The sequence below is a fragment of the Streptomyces sp. NPDC001222 genome, assembly GCF_042896945.1.
Lineage (GTDB): Bacteria > Actinomycetota > Actinomycetes > Streptomycetales > Streptomycetaceae > Streptomyces > Streptomyces gibsoniae.
The window spans coordinates 213,381-231,094 of the sequence record NZ_JBIAXT010000002.1 but is presented as its reverse complement, the minus strand read 5'-3'; the positions used below and the strand labels follow the sequence as shown (position 1 = coordinate 231,094).

At 72.0% G+C, this 17,714-nt stretch carries 18 protein-coding genes and 1 pseudogene; 12 read left to right on the top strand and 7 right to left on the bottom strand.

The genetic code is table 11. From position 1 onward, the window contains the following. Positions 1-133: 133 nt before the first annotated feature. The gene (gene zapE / locus ACFY2Z_RS04095; RefSeq protein ID WP_390742612.1) at positions 134-1,231 is read right to left on the bottom strand and encodes a cell division protein ZapE; all 1,098 of its coding nucleotides are present in this window, start codon (positions 1,229-1,231) and stop codon (positions 134-136) included. A 37-nt stretch (positions 1,232-1,268) separates the two neighbouring features. On the opposite strand from zapE, the gene ACFY2Z_RS04090 reads away from it, so the two are divergent. The 8 genes from ACFY2Z_RS04090 to ACFY2Z_RS04055 all read left to right on the top strand — a co-directional run bounded on the left by ACFY2Z_RS04090 (position 1,269) and on the right by ACFY2Z_RS04055 (position 8,020). Continuing rightward, complete coding sequence (locus tag ACFY2Z_RS04090; RefSeq protein ID WP_390742611.1) at positions 1,269-2,111, top strand: pyrimidine reductase family protein; 843 nt, start codon at positions 1,269-1,271, stop codon at positions 2,109-2,111. Positions 2,112-2,292: 181 nt separating this feature from the next. Then, a complete protein-coding gene (locus ACFY2Z_RS04085; protein ID WP_311699760.1) occupies positions 2,293-2,766 on the top strand; it encodes an indole-3-glycerol phosphate synthase in 474 nt (157 codons plus the stop codon). An 84-nt stretch (positions 2,767-2,850) separates the two neighbouring features. Beyond that, positions 2,851-4,239, top strand: a complete 1,389-nt coding sequence (murC, locus tag ACFY2Z_RS04080; protein WP_390742610.1) for a UDP-N-acetylmuramate--L-alanine ligase — start codon at positions 2,851-2,853, stop codon at positions 4,237-4,239. 14 nt (positions 4,240-4,253) lie between these two features. Next, positions 4,254-4,661, top strand: a complete 408-nt coding sequence (gene msrB, locus ACFY2Z_RS04075; protein WP_355906064.1) for a peptide-methionine (R)-S-oxide reductase MsrB — start codon at positions 4,254-4,256, stop codon at positions 4,659-4,661. A 167-nt stretch (positions 4,662-4,828) separates the two neighbouring features. Beyond that, complete coding sequence (locus ACFY2Z_RS04070) at positions 4,829-5,311, top strand: molybdopterin-dependent oxidoreductase (protein WP_390742609.1); 483 nt, start codon at positions 4,829-4,831, stop codon at positions 5,309-5,311. 164 nt (positions 5,312-5,475) lie between these two features. Then, positions 5,476-6,642 (top strand): ABC transporter ATP-binding protein, encoded by a 1,167-nt coding sequence (locus ACFY2Z_RS04065; RefSeq protein ID WP_390742608.1) that lies wholly within the window; start codon positions 5,476-5,478, stop codon positions 6,640-6,642. Continuing rightward, positions 6,639-7,355 (top strand): ABC transporter permease, encoded by a 717-nt coding sequence (locus tag ACFY2Z_RS04060; protein ID WP_390742607.1) that lies wholly within the window; start codon positions 6,639-6,641, stop codon positions 7,353-7,355. Before ACFY2Z_RS04065 ends, ACFY2Z_RS04060 begins: the two co-directional genes overlap by 4 nt. Further along, entirely contained in the window at positions 7,352-8,020 is a 669-nt protein-coding gene (locus ACFY2Z_RS04055) for an ABC transporter permease (RefSeq protein WP_390742606.1), read from the top strand. Before ACFY2Z_RS04060 ends, ACFY2Z_RS04055 begins: the two co-directional genes overlap by 4 nt. 53 nt (positions 8,021-8,073) lie before the next feature. Here ACFY2Z_RS04055 and ACFY2Z_RS04050 read toward each other — a convergent pair whose 3' ends face one another. From ACFY2Z_RS04050 to ACFY2Z_RS04035, 4 genes are read right to left on the bottom strand one after another with little or no spacing between them, the layout of a single operon-like run. Next, a complete protein-coding gene (locus tag ACFY2Z_RS04050; protein ID WP_390742605.1) occupies positions 8,074-8,673 on the bottom strand; it encodes an ATP/GTP-binding protein in 600 nt (199 codons plus the stop codon). Continuing rightward, positions 8,660-9,094, bottom strand: a complete 435-nt coding sequence (locus ACFY2Z_RS04045) for a DUF742 domain-containing protein (protein WP_390742604.1) — start codon at positions 9,092-9,094, stop codon at positions 8,660-8,662. The genes ACFY2Z_RS04050 and ACFY2Z_RS04045 overlap by 14 nt, the downstream gene beginning before the upstream one ends. 36 nt (positions 9,095-9,130) lie before the next feature. Next, positions 9,131-9,607 (bottom strand): roadblock/LC7 domain-containing protein, encoded by a 477-nt coding sequence (locus tag ACFY2Z_RS04040; protein WP_390742603.1) that lies wholly within the window; start codon positions 9,605-9,607, stop codon positions 9,131-9,133. After that, the gene (locus tag ACFY2Z_RS04035; protein ID WP_390742602.1) at positions 9,604-12,060 is read right to left on the bottom strand and encodes an ATP-binding protein; all 2,457 of its coding nucleotides are present in this window, start codon (positions 12,058-12,060) and stop codon (positions 9,604-9,606) included. The genes ACFY2Z_RS04040 and ACFY2Z_RS04035 overlap by 4 nt, the downstream gene beginning before the upstream one ends. A 426-nt stretch (positions 12,061-12,486) precedes the next feature. On the opposite strand from ACFY2Z_RS04035, the gene ACFY2Z_RS04030 reads away from it, so the two are divergent. The 3 genes and pseudogenes from ACFY2Z_RS04030 (at position 12,487) to ACFY2Z_RS04020 (ending at position 15,117) form a co-directional block, all read left to right on the top strand. Further along, the gene (locus ACFY2Z_RS04030; RefSeq protein ID WP_390742601.1) at positions 12,487-13,446 is read left to right on the top strand and encodes an ABC transporter substrate-binding protein; all 960 of its coding nucleotides are present in this window, start codon (positions 12,487-12,489) and stop codon (positions 13,444-13,446) included. Positions 13,447-13,456: 10 nt separating this feature from the next. Next, the gene (locus ACFY2Z_RS04025) at positions 13,457-13,612 is read left to right on the top strand and encodes a hypothetical protein (protein ID WP_390742600.1); all 156 of its coding nucleotides are present in this window, start codon (positions 13,457-13,459) and stop codon (positions 13,610-13,612) included. A gap of 40 nt (positions 13,613-13,652) precedes the next feature. Beyond that, a pseudogene (locus ACFY2Z_RS04020) lies at positions 13,653-15,117 on the top strand (aromatic amino acid ammonia-lyase). A gap of 15 nt (positions 15,118-15,132) precedes the next feature. On the opposite strand, the gene ACFY2Z_RS04015 reads toward ACFY2Z_RS04020, so the two are convergent. Continuing rightward, positions 15,133-15,948: an SAM-dependent methyltransferase gene (locus ACFY2Z_RS04015; RefSeq protein ID WP_390742599.1), complete on the bottom strand. Its 816-nt coding sequence runs from the start codon at positions 15,946-15,948 to the stop codon at positions 15,133-15,135. An 83-nt stretch (positions 15,949-16,031) separates the two neighbouring features. Next, positions 16,032-16,907 carry a helix-turn-helix domain-containing protein gene (locus ACFY2Z_RS04010; protein ID WP_390742598.1) on the bottom strand — a complete coding sequence of 292 codons (876 nt, stop codon included), beginning with the start codon at positions 16,905-16,907 and terminating at the stop codon, positions 16,032-16,034. 293 nt (positions 16,908-17,200) lie between these two features. Between ACFY2Z_RS04010 and ACFY2Z_RS04005 the strand changes: the two genes are divergently transcribed. Beyond that, on the top strand, positions 17,201-17,680 hold the full coding sequence (locus ACFY2Z_RS04005) for an ATP-binding protein (RefSeq protein ID WP_390742597.1): 480 nt from the start codon (positions 17,201-17,203) through the stop codon (positions 17,678-17,680). The last annotated feature ends 34 nt before the right edge of the window (positions 17,681-17,714 follow it).

The window sequence follows — 17,714 nt, the reverse complement described above, 5'->3', positions numbered from 1 at the left end:
TGATGACGTGACCAACACGTTAACCCGGCCGACTCGTTTGCAGGGTTAACTTCACGTTTCAGGTAAAGGAGAGCCCAAAAAACGAGGTGAGGATGGCCGGAACGCGCCGACGGCGCACAACCGTTTGGGCCTGTTACGCCTTTACGAGACCCTCTGCGTCACGGGCGAGGGCGGTGAGACGGGAGATCGCGCGGAAGTACTTCTTGCGGTAACCGCCCTTCAGCATCTCCTCGCTGAACAACTGGTCGAACGGCAGCCCGGAGGCGAGCACCGGCACCTCCCGGTCGTAGAGCCGGTCCGCGAGCACGACCAGCCGCAGCGCCGTCGACTGGTCCGGCACCGGCCCGACATCGGTCAGGCAGACGGCCTTCACCCCGTCGGTCAGTGCCCCGTAACGGCTCGGGTGGACGCGGGCCAGGTGCTCCAGGAGGTCGGGGAAGGCGTCGAGCGAGGCGCCCTCGGTGGCGTACGCCGCCTTCGCGACCTGCTCCTCGGTGAACGGAGCCGGGGCCTCGGGCAGTCCGCGGTGCCGGTAGTCCTCGCCGTCGATGCGCAGCGCGCGGAAGTGCGCGGACAGACCCTGGATCTCCCGCAGGAAGTCGGCGGCGGCGAACCGGCCCTCACCGAGCTTGCCCGGCAGGGTGTTGGAGGTGGCGGCGAGGGCGACGCCCGCCTCGACGAGCTTGCCGAGCAGGGTGGAGACGAGGACGGTGTCACCGGGGTCGTCGAGCTCGAACTCGTCGATGCACAGCAGCCGGTGCCCGGAGAGCGTCCGTACCGTCTGCTGGAAACCGAGCGCGCCGACCAGGTTGGTCAGCTCCACGAAGGTGCCGAAGGCCTTGAGTGCGGGCTCGGCCGGGGTGGCGTGCCACAGGGAGGCGAGCAGATGGGTCTTGCCGACGCCGTAGCCGCCGTCGAGGTAGACACCGCGGGGGCCGGTCGGGGTCTTGGGGGCCTTCGCCCTGCCGAATCCGAAGAGCGAGCGCCTGGCGGGTGCGGCCGGGCCGCCGAGACCTGTGGCGAAGCTCTCCAGGACGCGCACCGCCTCGCTCTGGCTGGGCTGGTTCGGGTCCGGGATGTACGTCGAGAAGCGGACCGAGTCGAAGCGCGGGGGCGGCACCATCTCGGCGACGAGCCGGTCGGCGGGGACGTGCGGCTCGCGGGCGCACAGGGACAACGGGACCGCTTCGGCTATCGGTTCGATCCCGGAGGCGGCGGAGGAGGAGGACACGGTTATCCATGCTAAAGGCCGTGCCACACTGCACGTCATGCGACGCCTGTTCCCTGTGACCGACGAGACAGCGCCCGGACCGGCCGGCACACCCCCCGGGGGTGTGGAGGCCGGCGTGGCGGGCGGGCCGCCCGCCACGGACACCGCCGACCGGGAGTGGAGCCTTCAGGAGTTGGCCGCGGCGTACGCGTACCCCGAGCCCGGCCCCGGCGGCCGGGAGCCCTGGCTGCGCGCCAACATGGTCAGCACCCTCGACGGCGCCGCACAGCACGACGGGCGCTCCCAGCCCATTTCGGACGCCGCCGACATGCGGATCTTCGGCACGCTGCGGGGGCTGGCGGACGTCGTGCTGGTGGGTGCCCAGACGGTACGGCAGGAGGGCTATCGCCCGGCACGTGCGCGTGCGGCCTTCGCGGGGCTCCGGGAGGCGGCCGGGCAGGCCGCCGCACCCGCGATCGCCGTGGTCAGCGCGAGTCTCGACCTGGACTTCTCCTGGCCGCTGTTCACCTCGCCGCTGGTGCCCACGCTGGTGCTGACCGGGGCCGCCGCGGCGCCGGACCGGGTGGCCGCGGCCGAGCGGGCGGGCGCCCGCGTGCTGATCGCCGGGGACGGCATGGGGGTGGACCCCGCCCGCGCCGTACGGGCCCTGGCGGACCTCGGGATGACCCGGCTGCTCACCGAGGGCGGCCCCCGTCTGCTCGGGCAGCTGATCGCCGCGGGCGTCCTGGACGAGCTGTGTCTGACGGTCTCCCCGATGCTCACGGCGGGTGACGCGCAGCGCATCGCCGGGGGCCCGTCGGTGGCGGTGCCCGAGCGCTTCGGGCTGGTGTCGCTGCTGGAGGAGGAGGGATTCCTCTTCAGCCGCTACCGGAGGACCTGACGGCGTCCAGCCGCTCCGGCCGGACGGGCGACGACCCCGGTCGGACCCGGCTGTCCTCCCCAGGCAGACTAGATCTTGCAAACCCTGTGCGATCACGGGGCAGGATGGTTTCCGCAGGGCCTCTACGGCCCACGGACGACAGAGGCCCCCGGCGGGGTCCTCACAGGAAGGGGCGCCTGCCGTGTTCACGAGCGTACTGATGATCGAGAAAGCCCTCACGACGGCCGACGTGGAGTTCGTCACGACCTTGCACGGTGAGGAGGCGGTCGCGTTCCGCGTGCTGCTGCAGCCGCGCGGCGACCAGGCCGACCGCCTGCTGCGGGCCATCGACGACATCGCCCTCGGCGAGCTGGACGAGGCCGCGCACGAGCGGGAGACCCCGGAGGGCAAGGACGCCGCGGCCCTCGGGCAGCAGGCCCTGGAGGTGTCGCTGACCGCGCTGCGGGCGACCGGCAGCGAGGCGGAGGGCCGCCTCATCGAGGACCATCCGCTGGACGCGCTGAAGAAGCTGGTCGACGAGGTCGAGGCGGACGAGGTGATCGTGCTGACCGACCCGCACTACGTGGAGGAGTTCTTCCACCGCGACTGGGCTTCCAGGGCCCGGCACAAGGTGGGCGTGCCGGTGCTGAAGCTGTTCTCGCACAGCAAGGCGTGAGCGGCGCGGAGAAACCGTCGCGCGCGCGATAGGACTAGGGTGGTGTGCCGCTCGACGTTCGCTGTACCACTCCAGGAGACGCATATGGCCCCGGGCCTTCCCACCGCCATGGACCGACCGCACTTCATCGGCATCGGCGGCGCCGGAATGTCGGGCATCGCCAAGATCCTCGCGCAGCGCGGCGCCCGGGTGGCGGGCAGCGACGCCAAGGACTCGGCGACCGCCGAGGCCCTGCGGGCGCTGGGGGTGACCGTGCACATCGGGCACGCCGCCGAGCATCTCGCCGACGACGCCACCTGCGTGGTCGTCTCCTCCGCGATCCGGGCCGACAACCCGGAGCTGGCGCGCGCGGCGGAGCTGGGCATCCCCGTGGTGCACCGCTCGGACGCGCTCGCCCGCCTGATGGACGGCCTGCGCCCGATCGCGGTCGCCGGCACCCACGGCAAGACGACCACCACGTCGATGCTCGCGGTGTCCCTCACCGAGCTCGGCCTCGCCCCGTCGTACGCCATCGGCGGCGACCTGGACGCCCCCGGCTCCAACGCGCTGCACGGCGAGGGCGACATCTTCGTCGCCGAGGCCGACGAGAGCGACCGCAGCTTCCACAAGTACGCGCCCGACGTCGCGATCGTCCTCAACGTCGAGCTGGACCACCACGCGAACTACGCGTCCATGGAGGAGATCTACGAGTCCTTCCAGACGTTCGCGGGCAGGATCGTGCCCGGCGGCACACTGGTGATCACCGCCGACCACGAGGGCGCGCGTGAGCTCACGCGACGGCTGGACGGCTCGGTGCGGACGGTGACGTACGGCGAGTCGGACGACGCCGACGTACGCATCCTCTCGGTGGTCCCGCAGGGTCTGAAGAGCCGGGTGACGGTGGTCCTGGAGGGCACTGAGCTGACCTTCACGGTCTCCGTCCCGGGCCGCCACTACGCGCACAACGCGGTCGCGGCGCTGGCGGCGGGCGTGGCGCTGGGGGTCCCGGCGGCCGAGCTGGCCCCGGCCCTGGCCGCGTACACGGGCGTCAAGCGCCGTCTCCAGCTCAAGGGCGAGGAGGCCGGCGTCCAGGTCATCGACTCCTACGCGCACCACCCCACGGAGATGACCGCGGATCTGGAGGCGATGCGGGCCGCGGCCGACGGCTCCCGCATCCTGGTCGTCTTCCAGCCCCACCTCTTCTCCCGCACCCAGGAACTGGGCAAGGAGATGGGCGAGGCGCTGGCCCTCGCGGACGCCTCCGTGGTTCTGGACGTCTACCCGGCCCGCGAGGACCCCATCCCGGGCGTGACGAGCGAGCTGATCATCGCGGCGGCCCGGGCGGCGGGCGCCGACGTGCAGGCCGTCCACGACAAGGCGGAGGTCCCCGAGGCGGTGGCGGGAATGGTGAAGCCGGGCGACCTGGTTCTCACCATGGGAGCGGGCGATGTCACCGACCTCGGCCCGCACATCCTGGATCGTCTGTCGAAGTAAGGGGCTGACACAGCATGGCGTACGACGTCGAGAAGCCGGACGAGCAGTGGCGCGCGGAGCTCAACCCGTCCGAGTACGCGGTCTTGCGTCAGGCCGCGACGGAGCCCGCCTTCACCGGTGAGTACACCGACACCAAGACCAAGGGCGTCTACTCCTGCCGGGCCTGCGGTGCCGAACTCTTCACCTCGGGCACGAAGTTCGAGTCCCACTGCGGCTGGCCGTCCTTCTACGACCCGAAGGACACCGACGCGGTGGAACTGATCGAGGACCGCTCGCACGGGATGGTCCGCACCGAGGTGCGCTGCGCCCGCTGCGGATCGCACCTCGGGCATGTCTTCGAGGGCGAGGGCTATCCGACTCCGACGGATCAGCGGTACTGCATCAACTCGATCTCGCTGCGGCTGCAGCCCGACGAGGGCTGACACCGGACGGCTCGCGGCTCCCCCGGACACCGGGAGCCGCAGTCGTATCTGCGAGGCAGAAGGCCCTTCCCCTCTCGCAGGGGCCAGGGCCTTCCCGCTTCTCGGCGGGCGGATGCGTTTGTGGAGGGTCACCGCGTGGGTAGCGTTGCCCACGGAGGTGGTGACCCGTGAGCCCGTCCCCCGTGGGGCCGGCCGTCGGCACCGGACCGGCGGCGCAGCTCGCGCTGACCGGGGACCTCGCGCGTCCGGTCCGGCTGACCGTGCGCGACCTCGGCGCCTGGCCCCAGCACCGGGTAGGGGTGACCTTCGAGTGCGCCACCAGCGGCGTACGGCGACACCGGTTCACCGGCCCGCTGCTGTACGACGTGCTGTCCGCCGCGGGCCCCGGCTTCGACCCCGCGCGGCGCAAGGACCGGCTCCGCTTCCTGATCGCGGTGACCGGCGCGGACGGTCATCATGTGCTGTTGTCCTGGGCCGAGATCGACCCCGACTTCGGGCGTGCGCCCGTGCTGCTCGCGGGCAGCATCGACGACACCCCGCTCGACCGGGCGGGGCCCCAACTCGTGCTGCCCCAGGACCGCTGCGGGGCGCGGTACGTCAGTGGCGTGAACGCGATCCGGGTGGACGGCGCCTTCAGGGTGTGGGCCTGACGGTGACGGCGACGGCGGCCTTCCCGGCGTAGGGCTCGGGCCGACCGTCAGGTCACCCGCCATAGGGCCGCAACACTCGCCGTCTACACTCTCCCCGCAACGGTCCGTGCGACATCGGCCGGGGATCGGGCCGCTCCTGCCACACCCGAAGGGTATTCGGCGCTTTGATACGGATAGATTCAGTCACCAAGCGGTACCCGGACGGCACGGTGGCGGTCGACCGGCTGTCCCTGGAGATACCGGACCGCTCGATCACCGTTCTCGTCGGTCCCTCCGGCTGCGGCAAGACCACGACCCTCCGCATGATCAACCGGATGGTCGAGCCGAGCGAGGGCACGATCACCATCGACGGCGTCGACATCGGCCGGCAACCCGTGAACTCGCTGCGCCGATCCATGGGTTACGTCATCCAGAACGCGGGCCTCTTCCAGCACCGCACCATCGTCGACAACATCGCGACCGTGCCCCGGCTGCTCGGCTGGAGCAAGGACCGCGCCCGCACGCGCGCCCGGGAGCTGATGGAACGGGTCGGCCTCGACGCCTCGCTCGCCAAGCGGTACCCCTATCAGCTCTCCGGCGGGCAGCAGCAGCGTGTCGGCGTGGCGCGGGCGCTCGCCGCGGACCCGCCGGTGCTGCTGATGGACGAGCCGTTCTCCGCCGTCGACCCGATCGTGCGCAAGGGCCTCCAGGAGGAACTCCTCCGGATTCAGGACGAATTGGGCAAGACCATCGTCTTCGTCACCCATGACATCGACGAGGCGATCCGGCTCGGCACGATGGTCGCCGTGCTGCGGACCGGTGGCCGGCTCGCGCAGTTCGCTCCGCCCGCCGAACTGCTCTCCGCCCCGGCCGACTCCTTCGTGGAGGACTTCCTCGGCACGGACCGGGGCATCCGGCGGCTGTCCTTCTTCACCTCCGGCGAACTGGAGTTGACGAAGAACCCGATCGTCGCCGTCGACTCCACCGCCGAGCAGATCGCCTCCCGCGCCACCTCGCAGGCGCCGTACCTTCTCGTCACCGACCTCGACGGCAGGCCGCTCGGCTGGAGCGAGCCGGAGAAGCTGGTCGCGGGGGACATCGCGCCCGAGCGACTGCTGCCGTACGGGCGGCCGTTCGTCCATGGCAGGGACTCGCTGCGCGCCGCGCTCGACGGCGCCGTGCTCTCGCCCACCGGCTGGGCGGTCGCCGTGGACGGCGAGGGCCGGGTGGCCGGGGTCGTCTCGCAGCAGACCGTCGGCGAGGCCATCCGCAGCGCCCACGCCGCGGGCGCGCCGGTGGACGAGCGTGACGACGAGCGGGAGGACACGCGGAAGGAGAAGGCCGCCGGATGAACCGGTTCTTCGACATCCCGAGCGACCTCCAGCACAGCTGGCTCGGCCTGATCGGGCTGCATCTGCGCGAGGCCCTGCTGCCCGTCCTGGCCGGTCTGGTCGCGGCCCTCCCGATCGCCCAGCTCTGCGTACGGTTCCGCTGGCTGTACCCGCCGGTGCTCGGCGTGACGACCGTGCTGTACGCCATCCCGTCGCTGGCGTTCTTCGTCGTCCTCATCGACTACACCGGCCAGACCGAGCTGACCGTCATGATCCCGCTGGCCGTCTACAGCCTGGTCGTGCTGGTCCCGGCGATCGTCGACGGCGTGCGCTCGGTGCCGCAGGAGACCCTCGACGCGGCCGCCGCCATGGGCTTCGGGCCGCTGCGCCGCTATGTCCAGGTGCAGTTGCCGATCGCCGTGCCCGCCATCCTCGCGGGCCTCAGGGTGGCGACCGTGTCCAGCATCAGCCTGGTCAGCGTCGGCATGCTGATCGGCAACCAGGGCGCGCTGGGCAACCTGCTGAACGACGCGAACATCTACCACCGGCCCGAGCTGGCCTGGAACTCCGTGCTCACCACGGCGGTCCTCGCCATCCTCGCCGACGGCCTGCTGGTCCTCGTACGCGTCCTGCTGACCCCCTGGATGCCGCGGGGCACGGGCCGCGGGCGGGCGAAGGGCGCCGAGGCCCGGCCCGAACCGGCCCTGCCCGCCCTGGAGGGGACCGTCCGGTGAACGTACTCCACTTCGTCAACGCCTTCTTCAGCGACAGCGCCCACTGGCACGGCTACGACGGCATCCCGCACCGTCTGCTCGAACACGTCCGGTACTCGCTCATCGCGCTCGCCATCGCGGCCGCGATCGGGCTGCCGATCGGCCTGATCACCGGCCACACGGGACGCGGCGGCAACACGCTGGCCCTGATCGCCACCGCCGCCCGGGCGCTCCCCAGCTTCGGCCTGCTGGTGCTGATGTTCATCCTGCTCGGGTTCGGGCTGCTGCCCGTGATGATCCCGCTGGTCGTGCTCGCCGTGCCGCCGATCCTGGTGACCACCTACGAGGCCGTGCGCTCCGTCGACCCGTCGCCCGTGGACGCCGCGCGGGGCATGGGGATGACCGAACCGCGGATCCTCTTCCAGGTCGAGGTGCCCGTCGCGCTGCCGCTGATCCTGAGCGGTCTGCGCTCGGCGGCCATCCAGATCGTCTCCACGGCCACCATCGCCGCGTACGTCAGCCTCGGCGGCCTCGGCCGGTACATCGTGGACGGGCTCTACCAGCGCGACTACGAGAAGGTCGTGGGCGGCGCCACGCTGGTGGCCGTACTGGCGCTGGTGACCCTCGGTGGGTTCTGGGCCGTGGCGCGGACCGCAGTGTCGCCCGGGGTGCGCAGAGGCGCCTGACGACGCGCGCGTGGGCCCGGCGGGGACACCCCCCGGGCCCTCGTCCGTCCTGCTCAGGCGTCCGTGAGGGCCAGTGCCCGTTCCAGTACGACGAGCAGCGCGTCCCGCACCGAGCCGCGCTCCCGGGCGTCGAAGACGACGACCGGCACGTGCGCGGCGACGTCCAGCGCCCAGCGGACCTCGTCCACGTCGTACTCCACCTTGCCGTCGAAGGCGTTGAGGGCGACCGCGAACGGGATCTGCCGGTGCTCGAAGTAGTCCACGGCCGCGTAGCAGTCGTCGAGGCGGCGGGTGTCGACGATGACGAGCGCGCCGACCGCGCCCTCCACGATGTCGTCCCACATGAACCCGAACCGCTCCTGGCCGGGCGTGCCGAACAGATACAGCTTCAGGGTCGGGTCGACGGTGATGCAGCCGAAGTCCATCGCGACCGTGGTCGTGGTCTTGCGCGGGGTGTGCGTGAGGTCGTCCACGCCCGCGGCGACCTCGGTGATCGCCGCCTCGGTGGTGAGCGGCTCGATCTCGGAGATCGACCCGACGGCGGTGGTCTTGCCCACCCCGAATCCGCCCGCTATCACCATCTTGACCGGGAGCGGCGGCCGTACGGCGGTCTGCGTCCCGGCACCGCGGGTGACGGGTTCAGTCGGTGTCACGGAGTACCCCCCGGGAGTCGGGAACGGCCCGGAGGCCATCGATAACCCTGCGCAGAACGGATGCGTGGTGGATGACGTCGGCCTGCGGCACATGCACCGTCAACTGCCCGGCGGCGCGCAGGTCCTCGGCCAGCACCCGGACCACGTTCAGATGCAGCCGCAGCCGGGACGCGATCTCCGCGATGGACTGCGGCTGTCTGCACGCGGCCACGATGTCGTGCTGCTCGAACGACAGTCCATCGAGTGCCTCAAGGCCGGCGGCGGTGGCCACCACCTGGGTCTCGAGGGGGACCGGCCGGCCGGACACCGTGGGCGCCACCCGGCCGGCGGTGACCAGGAACGGCCGTACGGCGGGGGCGGGACCGACGGGCCCCGGCTCGCCTTCCGCGCCGGCACCGTGCGCAGTGCGGCCGTCCGCCATGGGCGCTACTTCCTTCCTCGACCGGGCGCAGACCGGTCACCCCGTCGACGCGGCGCCGACGCTGTTCTTCAGTTCCAGCACGAGCTGGGGGCTGAGCGCGGCACCGGCCCGGTTGGCGAACAGGGTCATCTCGTAGGCGACGTTGCCCAGCTTGGCCTCCTTGTCGGTGACCACGCCGAGCACGGCGCCGCTGCCGATGGCGGAGACCAGCACATGGCCGCCCTCCAGATCGATGATGACCTTGTTGAGACCGCCCAGACCGTAGTTGCCGGAGGCACCGGCGGCCAGGCTGGTGATGCCGGAGACGATGGCGGCGAGCCGCTCCGAGTCGGCCGGCTCGCGCAGTTCGGAGACGGCGATGAGCAGTCCGTCCGAGGACACCGCGATGGCGTCGACGACGCCCGCGGTCTCGGTGGCGAAACGGTTGAGCAGCCAGGTGAAGTCGGCTGCGGCGGCCTGGAGGTCGGCCGGCGTGGTGCCTCCTACGGGGGTGTCACCTGTCGACTCGCTCACTGCTCCGCTCCTTCCGGGAGGTGGTTCTCATCGTGCGGGTCCTGCGTGTGGTGCATGTCCTGCGTGCCGTGCGCACGGGCCGGGGCGGGGCTGTCGCGGTGCGCGCGTTCCACCGCGGCCTCGAACTCCTCCAGCGCGGCGCGGACGGCCTCCGCGTCGGTGGGCCGGGAGACCTGCCGTGCGGCCCGCTCGACGGCATCGGCCGTGGTCCGCAGCGTCGCACCCCGGACGCGACGGCGCAGCGGCCGGGGCGTGCCCGGGCCCGGGTCGGCGTCGCGGCGGGGGACCCTCCGGGGCAGGGACCCCGTCCCGTCCACGACGGCGGGCTCGGATCCCGGCGCTGTGGCGTCCCCGGCGACGATGCCGGTCCGTCGCGCGGGCGTCGCGTCCTTCGCGATCGCGGCCCGCGCGGGCACCGGCCCCGACACGGCGGACGCGGGCACCGGTGCGGAGGTGGGAGCGGCCGTCGGGGCGCTCACCGGGCTCATCCTCAGCAGCAGCGACGAGGGGATCTCGACCGTCGCCGTGACACCGCCGCCGGGCGTACGGGACAGCACGACCCCGACCTCCCAGCGGCGCGCCAGCGTACCCACCACGAACAGGCCGAGCACCTTGGTCGGGACGACGTCCAGGCGCTCGCGACGGATCAGCCGGGCGTTCTCCTCGGCCAGCCGCTCGGCGCTCATGCCCAGGCCGTGGTCGGCGACCGAGACCACCGCGCCCTCGGCGCCCGCGGCCACCGTGACCTCGACGGGGCTGCCCGCGGGCGAGAACGAGACGGCGTTCTCCAGGAGTTCGGCGACCATCAGGGTCAGATCGCCGATGATGTCGGGCTCCACCATGACATCGGTCCCGGCCCGCAGCCGCACCCGCTGGAAGCCCTCGATCTGGCCGAGAGCGGCGCGCACGACATTGGTGAGCGCCGTGGGGCCGGAGTCCAGGACCGTCTCGCGGATGCCGGCGAGCAGCATCAGGCTGTCGGCGTTGCGGCGCAGGCGCACGGCGATGTGGTCGATGGAGTAGAGGCGTTCCAGGAGCGCGGGATCGGTCTCGCCGCGCTCCACCGCGTCGATCAGGGACAGCTGGCGGGTCGTCAGGTTGCTGACGCGGCGGCCGACGCTGCCGAACATCTCGGCGACGTTGCGGCGGCTGAGCACCTGGCGTTCCAGCAGCGCGGCGGCGGTGGTCTGCACATGGTTGAACGCCTCGGCGAGTTCGCCGATCTCGTCGTGCGCGGTGACGGGCATCTCCCGCAGCCGGGACGGGCCGTCGTCCTCGGCGTCGTCGTCGGCCACCCGGGCGAGTTCGCGGCCGGCGACCTCCGCGACCTGATGCGCTGCGGCGGTGAGGGCCTGCACCGGGCGGACCACCGAGCGGCGTACCGTCACGGAGAAGGCGATCCAGACGACGAAGCCGATCAGCGCGAGGTCGAGCAGCAGTCCCGCCCGCCACTGCGCGGTGTTCGAGGCGGTCTCGGCCCGGTCGGCGATCTGCTCGATGAGCGAGGCGGTGATCCTGAGCCGGCTGTCGGCCTGCTTCGGAAAGGCGGGGTAGTCGGCCAGCGCGTTCTGGAACGTCTGCCGGACCTGCGCCGTCGTGCCGGCCTGCAGCCCGCTGGGGTCGATCTGGAGCTCGGCGTAGGCCTGCGTGATCTCCCGCTGGGCCGCGTTGTGTTCCATGCCGGACAGCTCGTCCGTCTGGTCGTCGGCGGCGAACCGGTCGAAGCGGTCGGCCTGGTAGGTGTACAGCTCGTGGGAGCCGACCGCGCCCGTGAACTCGATGAGCGCGTTGGCGTCCCCGGTCGTCGCCGAGAACACGCCGGTCTCGAAGGCCGCGTGGGCGGCATCGGCGCGCAGCAGGGAGTCGAGCAGATTGCCGGTGAAGCTCGTCGCGAGATCCGCGTTGCGCTCCAGGGCGAGTCCGTCGATCAGGCCCTTGGCGGCGTTGGTGTAGGCCGGGTCGATGCTGTCGGCGGCCAGATAGCTCTGCTCGACGCTCTCCCGCAGGCTGGTGAGGCCCTCGACCTGCCTCAGGGCCTGGTCCTCCGTCGCCGGCAGCCGGTCGCCGAAGGTGCTGCGCACGGTACGGATCTGGGCGTCGACGGCCCGCTGGGCGTCGCGGTAGGCGGACAGGGAGGGGGTGCCGCCGTCGAAGGTGGCCTCGTAGCGCACGGAGAGCAGGACGGCCTGCTGGTGCTCGGCCTCCACCCGGTCGACGAGCCGTGCGACCTGGGTGCTGTCCCGGACGAGCCGGGCCGCCGACTCGGCGCTGCTCGACTGCTGCAGCAGGTCGGTGATGAGGTAGGCGAGCAGTACGGCGACCACCGCGAGCGGGACGCCGACGAGGACGTTGAGCTTGCGCCGGAAGGGCCATCGGTCGGCGAAGGCGCGGATGCCGGTCCGCGGCGACGACGGCGCCGGCCGGGCCGGCGCGTCCACCTCGTTCGTGGACACCAAGCCTCCTTCGAAGGCCGCTCAGGCGCGCGAGGATTGCACAGGAAAGTGACAGTGATCGGTCGACCCGGGTCACCATCGGACCGGACGTGGTCGACACGGAACGGTATGCGGCGGCCTGGAACGCCGATGCCGGCCCGCACCGCAGCCCGTCGCCGACGTCCGGAGACTACCGTCTCCACAGGCCACGCAGCCGATCGCCCTACGTCAAGAATCCATTACAAAGAGCGCCTGGTTCCGTTCCGGTGCGTGCGTCACTCCTTCACAACCGGTCATTCACAACTGGCCCCGCTTCGAGGCCAATCGGTGACCAGAATGAGCTTGACTGACCGAGAACCGGCTGGATTGGATCGATGGGTGCGGTGCCCGCATCTCCGCACAGCTCTGCCATGCCCTGTCTCAACCCCCGAGCCCGGAACGGGAATCGTGACTTCTACCGCGAACGCCAGCACGTCCAGCAGGAGACTCCCCGGCGCGGCCGCCGTCGCCCTCGCCGCCACGGCGGCACTGCTCGCGGGGTGTTCCTCGTCCTCCGACAAGTCCGGCGACCCGCTCGGGGGCGGCCAGGCGGGCGGCGACAGTGTCGTCGTCGGCTCCAACAACTTCGCCGAGAGCATCCTGCTCGCCGACATCTACGGCGAGGCACTCAAGGCCAAGGGCGTCAAGGTCAGCTACAAGCCCAACATCGGCAGTCGCGAGACCACCTACGGCCTGCTCAAGAACGGCTCCCTCACGGTCCTTCCCGAGTACAACGGCGCCCTGCTGGCCTACCTCGACAAGAACGCCGCCCCGAAGACGGTCGCCGCCACCACGGCCGCGATCAACGCCAAGCTCGACTCCAAGCTGACGCTGCTCGACCCGGCGCCCGCGCAGGACAAGGACTCGGTCACCGTCAACGCGGCCACCGCACAGAAGTACCACCTCACCGGCAAGTCCAGCATCACGGACCTGAAGGGCGTCGCCAAGGACCTGGTCATGGGCGCCTCGCCGGAGTTCCAGACCCGGCACCAGGGCCTGGTCGGCCTGAAGGACGTCTACCGGCTGGAGTTCAAGTCCTTCAAGGCGCTCGACGCGGGCGGCCCGCTGACCCAGGCCGCGCTGCAGAAGAACACCGTGCAGGCCGCGGACCTCTTCACCACGGACCCGACCATCTCCAAGGAGAAGTTCGTCGTCCTGCAGGACACGGAGAACCTCTTCGGGTTCGAGAACGTGCAGCCGCTGGTCTACAAGTCGGGGCTGTCCCAGAAGGGCGTCGAGGCACTCAACGCGGTCTCGGCCAAGCTCGACACCGCGGCCCTGCTCGACCTGGACAGCCAGGTGCAGCTCGACAACAAGGACCCGCTCGACGTCGCCAAGGCCTGGCTGAAGTCGGCCGGCCTGGACTGACCGCACCGCCGTGGACACTGCCGCGGACGGACCGACGCGGGTGCCCCCGCCCCCCGGGGACACCGTCCCTCGCGTCGTCCTGGAGGGCAGTGGCCTCGACGTCGGCGGGGTGGTCCGCCTCGCCGACGGCACGGCCCAGCCCGTCGTGCCCCCCGAGGCGGACTGACCGCACCGCCGTGGACACTGCCGCGGACGGACCGACGCGGGTGCCCCCGCCCCCCGGGGACACCGTCCCTCGCGTCGTCCTGGACGGCAGTGGCCTCGACGTCGGCGGGGTGGTCCGCCTCGCCGACGCACGGCCCAGCCCGTCGTGCCCCCCCAGGCGCTGGAGCGCGCCCGCCGCTCCTGGCGCACGGCCCAGCGGCTCGCCGCCACGGGCCGGCTGTACGGCCGGGGCACCGGAGTCGGCGCTCACCGCTCGGTGACCGTCGCGGCACACGACGAGGCCGGCCATGGCCTTCGGGTGCTGCGCAGCCACGCGGGCGGGGCGGGTGCCCTGCTCCCGGCCCGTGAGGTGCGGGCCATGCTCGCCGTGCGCGCCAACCAGCTGCTGGCGGGCGGCTCCGGCATACAGCCCGCCTTCGTCGGCGCGCTCACCGAGGCGCTGCGTCTCGGTGTGCACCCCGCCGTCAACGAGTACGGCGGCATCGGCACCGGCGATCTGACGGCGCTCGCCCAGACCGGGCTGACCCTGATCGGCGAACGCCCCTGGCTCGGCGACCTGGCCGGCGGCCTGCCCGTCCCCGTGACCCCGGGGCCCGGCGACGCGCTCGCCCTGCTCAGCGGCAACGCCCTGGCGCTCGGCCAGTCCGCGCTGGCCTGCCACGAGCTGACGGTGCTGCTGCGTGCCACGCACGCGGTGGCCGCCCTGTCGCTGGCAGCGGTCTCCGGCTCCCTGGAGGCGTACGCGGCTCCCGTGCACGCCCTGCGCCCCTACCCGGGGGCGGTCCGTGTCGCCGCGGAGGTGCGCCGGCTGCTCGCCGCCCCCGACCGGCCGGGACGGGCGCCGGGGCGCATCCAGGACCCGTACGGCTTCCGGGCCTTTCCCCAGGTGCACGGCCCGGCCCTGGAGGCCGCGGACCGGCTGGCGGGATCCTCGAGGTCGAGATCAACTGCCCCTCGGAGAACCCGCTGATCGGCGAGGACGGCACCGCCCACCACCACGGCGGCTTCTTCGTGGCGCCGCTGGGTCTCGCCCTGGACGGGCTGTGCCTCGCCCTCCTGGTCACCGCCAGGCTGTCCATCGCACGGCTCACCGCGCTCGGCCGGCCGGGCCTCACCGGGCTGCCCGCGTTCCTCGCCTCGGGGCCCGCGAGCAGCTCGGGCACGATGATCCTCGAATACACCGCCAACTCGGCGCTCGCCGAACTGCGCGCCTGCGCGGCACCGGCTTCCGCGGGCCACGCGGTCCTCTCGCACGGCCTGGAGGAGGCGGCCAGCTTCGCCTCCCAGGCCGCTCGCCAGACCCTGCGGGCGGTCGATGCCTATCGCACCGTCCTGGCCTGCGAACTGGTCGTGGCCGTACGGGCGTTGCGCCTGCACCCCGGCCCGCCGGACGTCCCCGCGTTCACATCCGCCGCGGCGGCGCTCCCCGACGACACGGAGGACCGGCCCCTGACGGCGGATGTGACGGCGGCCGCGGATCTCCTGTCTGAGCTGGCGGAGTTGTAGCGGCCGCCGCGGAACTCACGGCTTGCGGGCGATCGCTCCGTACATCGCGATGTCCTCGTCGCGGATGCCCTGCTCGCCCGTGCCGTCCGGATGCCACTTGTGCACCTGCACGATGCCGGGCTCCATCAACTCCAGTCCCTCGAAGAACTCATGGGCCTCGTCGATCGTCCGCAGCCGCATCGGCATGTTGCGCGCCGCGTACTCGCGGGCGACCCGCCCCACCTCCTGGGGCGCGAACTCGGCCGTGCCGATGGTCATCGCCAGATGGCTGCCGGACGGCAGCGGATCCAGCAACCGCCGTACGATCCCCACCGAGTCGTCCTCGTCCAGCATGAAGTGGACGATGGCGATGACCGTGAGGGCGACCGGCCGGGTGAGGTCGAGGGTCTCGCGGAACTCCGGGGCCCCGAGGATCGCCTCCGGGTCACGGAAGTCGGCCTCGATGTACGCGGTCCTTCCCTCGGGCGCGCTGGCCAGCAGGCCCTGGGAGAGGGTGAGCACGATCGGGTCGTTGTCGACGTAGACCACCCGGGACTCGGGGGCCACCGACTGGGCGATCTCGTGGAGGTTGGGGGAGGTGGGGATGCCGGTGCCGATGTCCAGGAACTGGCGGATCCCCTCCCGCTCCGCGAGCCGGCGCACCGCCCGGTTCATCCAGTCGCGGTTGGCCCGCATATGGACGGGCAACGCGGGCCACTCCCGGGTCATGGCGTCGCCCGCCTCCCGGTCGGCCGGGTAGTAGTCCTTACCGCCCAGGATGTAGTCGTAGATACGCGCCGAATGGGCGCTCTCGGTGTCGATGCGGTCGGCCGGCCATCCGTTGTCGGACAACGCTGCCTCCTGTGTCGGGGGTGGTGGGGGTCAAGGGCGCCGGGCGCGTGGCAGGGCACACTGCTGCGTAGGGCTGCTGCACCTCACCACTCCTTGCGGATCGCGCCGAGGACGGCCTCGGTCTTCTTCGCGGGCGCTGCCTGCGCGCCCAGCCGGTCCAGGGCCTCGCGGTGGACGACGACATCGTCGGTCTTGTCGAGGTAGATCGCGCCCACGAGGCCGCTCAGATACACGACGTCCGGCAGCTCGGGCGCCCTGAACCGGAAGAGGTGGAACGCACCGGAGCGCAGGGCCGGGTGCGGGCCGTTGCCGAACGGCATGATCTGCACGGTGACATGGGGGAGTGCGTTCACCGCGCTCAGACGGTCGATCTGACCGCGCATCACCTCCGCGCCGCCGACCGGCCAGCGCAGCACCGTCTCGTCCAGCACGACCCACACACGCGGCGGCGCGGGCCGTGCCAGCAGCTCCTGGCGCCGCACGCGCAGCGCCACCCGCCGCTCGGTCGCCTCGGCCGGGGCATGCGGATCGGCGGCGCTCAGCTGGGCACGCGCGTAGTCCTCGGTCTGCAGCAGATCGGGCACGAACTCCGGCTCGTACGCCCGGATCTGCAGCGCCGCCTGCTCCAGGCTCAGATACGCGTCGAACCAGTCCGGGAGCACATCGCGGTAGGTGTGCCACCAGCCGCGTTTGTTGGCCTCGCGGGCCGACCTCAGAAAGGTGTCGATCTCCCGCCGGTCCGTGACGCCGTACGTCTGCAGCAGCTTCTCGGCGTCGGCGAGCCGCAGCCGGGCCACCCTGGCGGCCTCCATGCGGCGAATCGTGGAGTGGCTGACGCCGATCGCCTCGCCGGCCTGCTCGTAGCTCAGCCCGGCCCGGATCCGCAGCTCCTCCAGCTGCCGGCCGAGGATCATGCGCAGGACGGTGGGGGCGCCGCCCCAGTCGGTCTCCGCCGTCATGCCTACCCCCTCGTACGGGATGCACGGTCGCCGTCCGTCACGATCAGCCGCCGACCGAAGCAGCATGCACCTCTTGAATTGCAATTTTCAACTTGCCGGTTGCGAGCCGCTGTTGGCGGATGCCAGAGTGTTCCCGTCGCCGGAGACCGCTGAACGGAGCGGCTGAGCAGCCCAGTCGGGGGAGACGGGGCTGTGCGTCGGTATATGCGGAGCGAGGGACACGGGGCACGCGTCCGGGCGTCCGGCGGCGAGGCACCGGCCAGGGTGCCCAGGCAGACGAAAGGCGTACGGCGATGGCTCCGCCCTCCCTCCCCCAGTCCTCCGCCCGCCTTCCCGCGGGCGCATCCCCCCGTAGACCGGGTGTCTTCGACCTTCCGGCCGTCCCGTCCGCGGTCGGCGCGGCCCGCAGCAGTGTCCGCGGGCTGCTCCGCCGGTGGGGCACCGGCGCGGGCACGGGCGACAACGCGGTCCTGGTGGTCTCCGAACTCGTCACCAACGTGGTGCTGCACACCGCGAGCGAACGTGTCCTGTGCCGGGTGAGCACCGACGGCCACCGGCTGCGCATCGAGGTCGAGGACCAGAGCCTCAGCGGCACCGTGCCCGCCCGGAGCTGCCCCGGTCCCGACGACCAGGGCGGCCGTGGGCTGGTCCTGGTCGGCGCGCTGAGCGGCGACTGGGGCGTGCGGGACGCCCCGCACGGGTCCGGGCGCGTCGTCTGGGCCGAGCTGGCCCCGGAACCCGGCGAGGTGATCACGACCGACCCGCAGCCCTAGGGGGTCTGACAATTCCCGCCGTGCGTGCGACTCC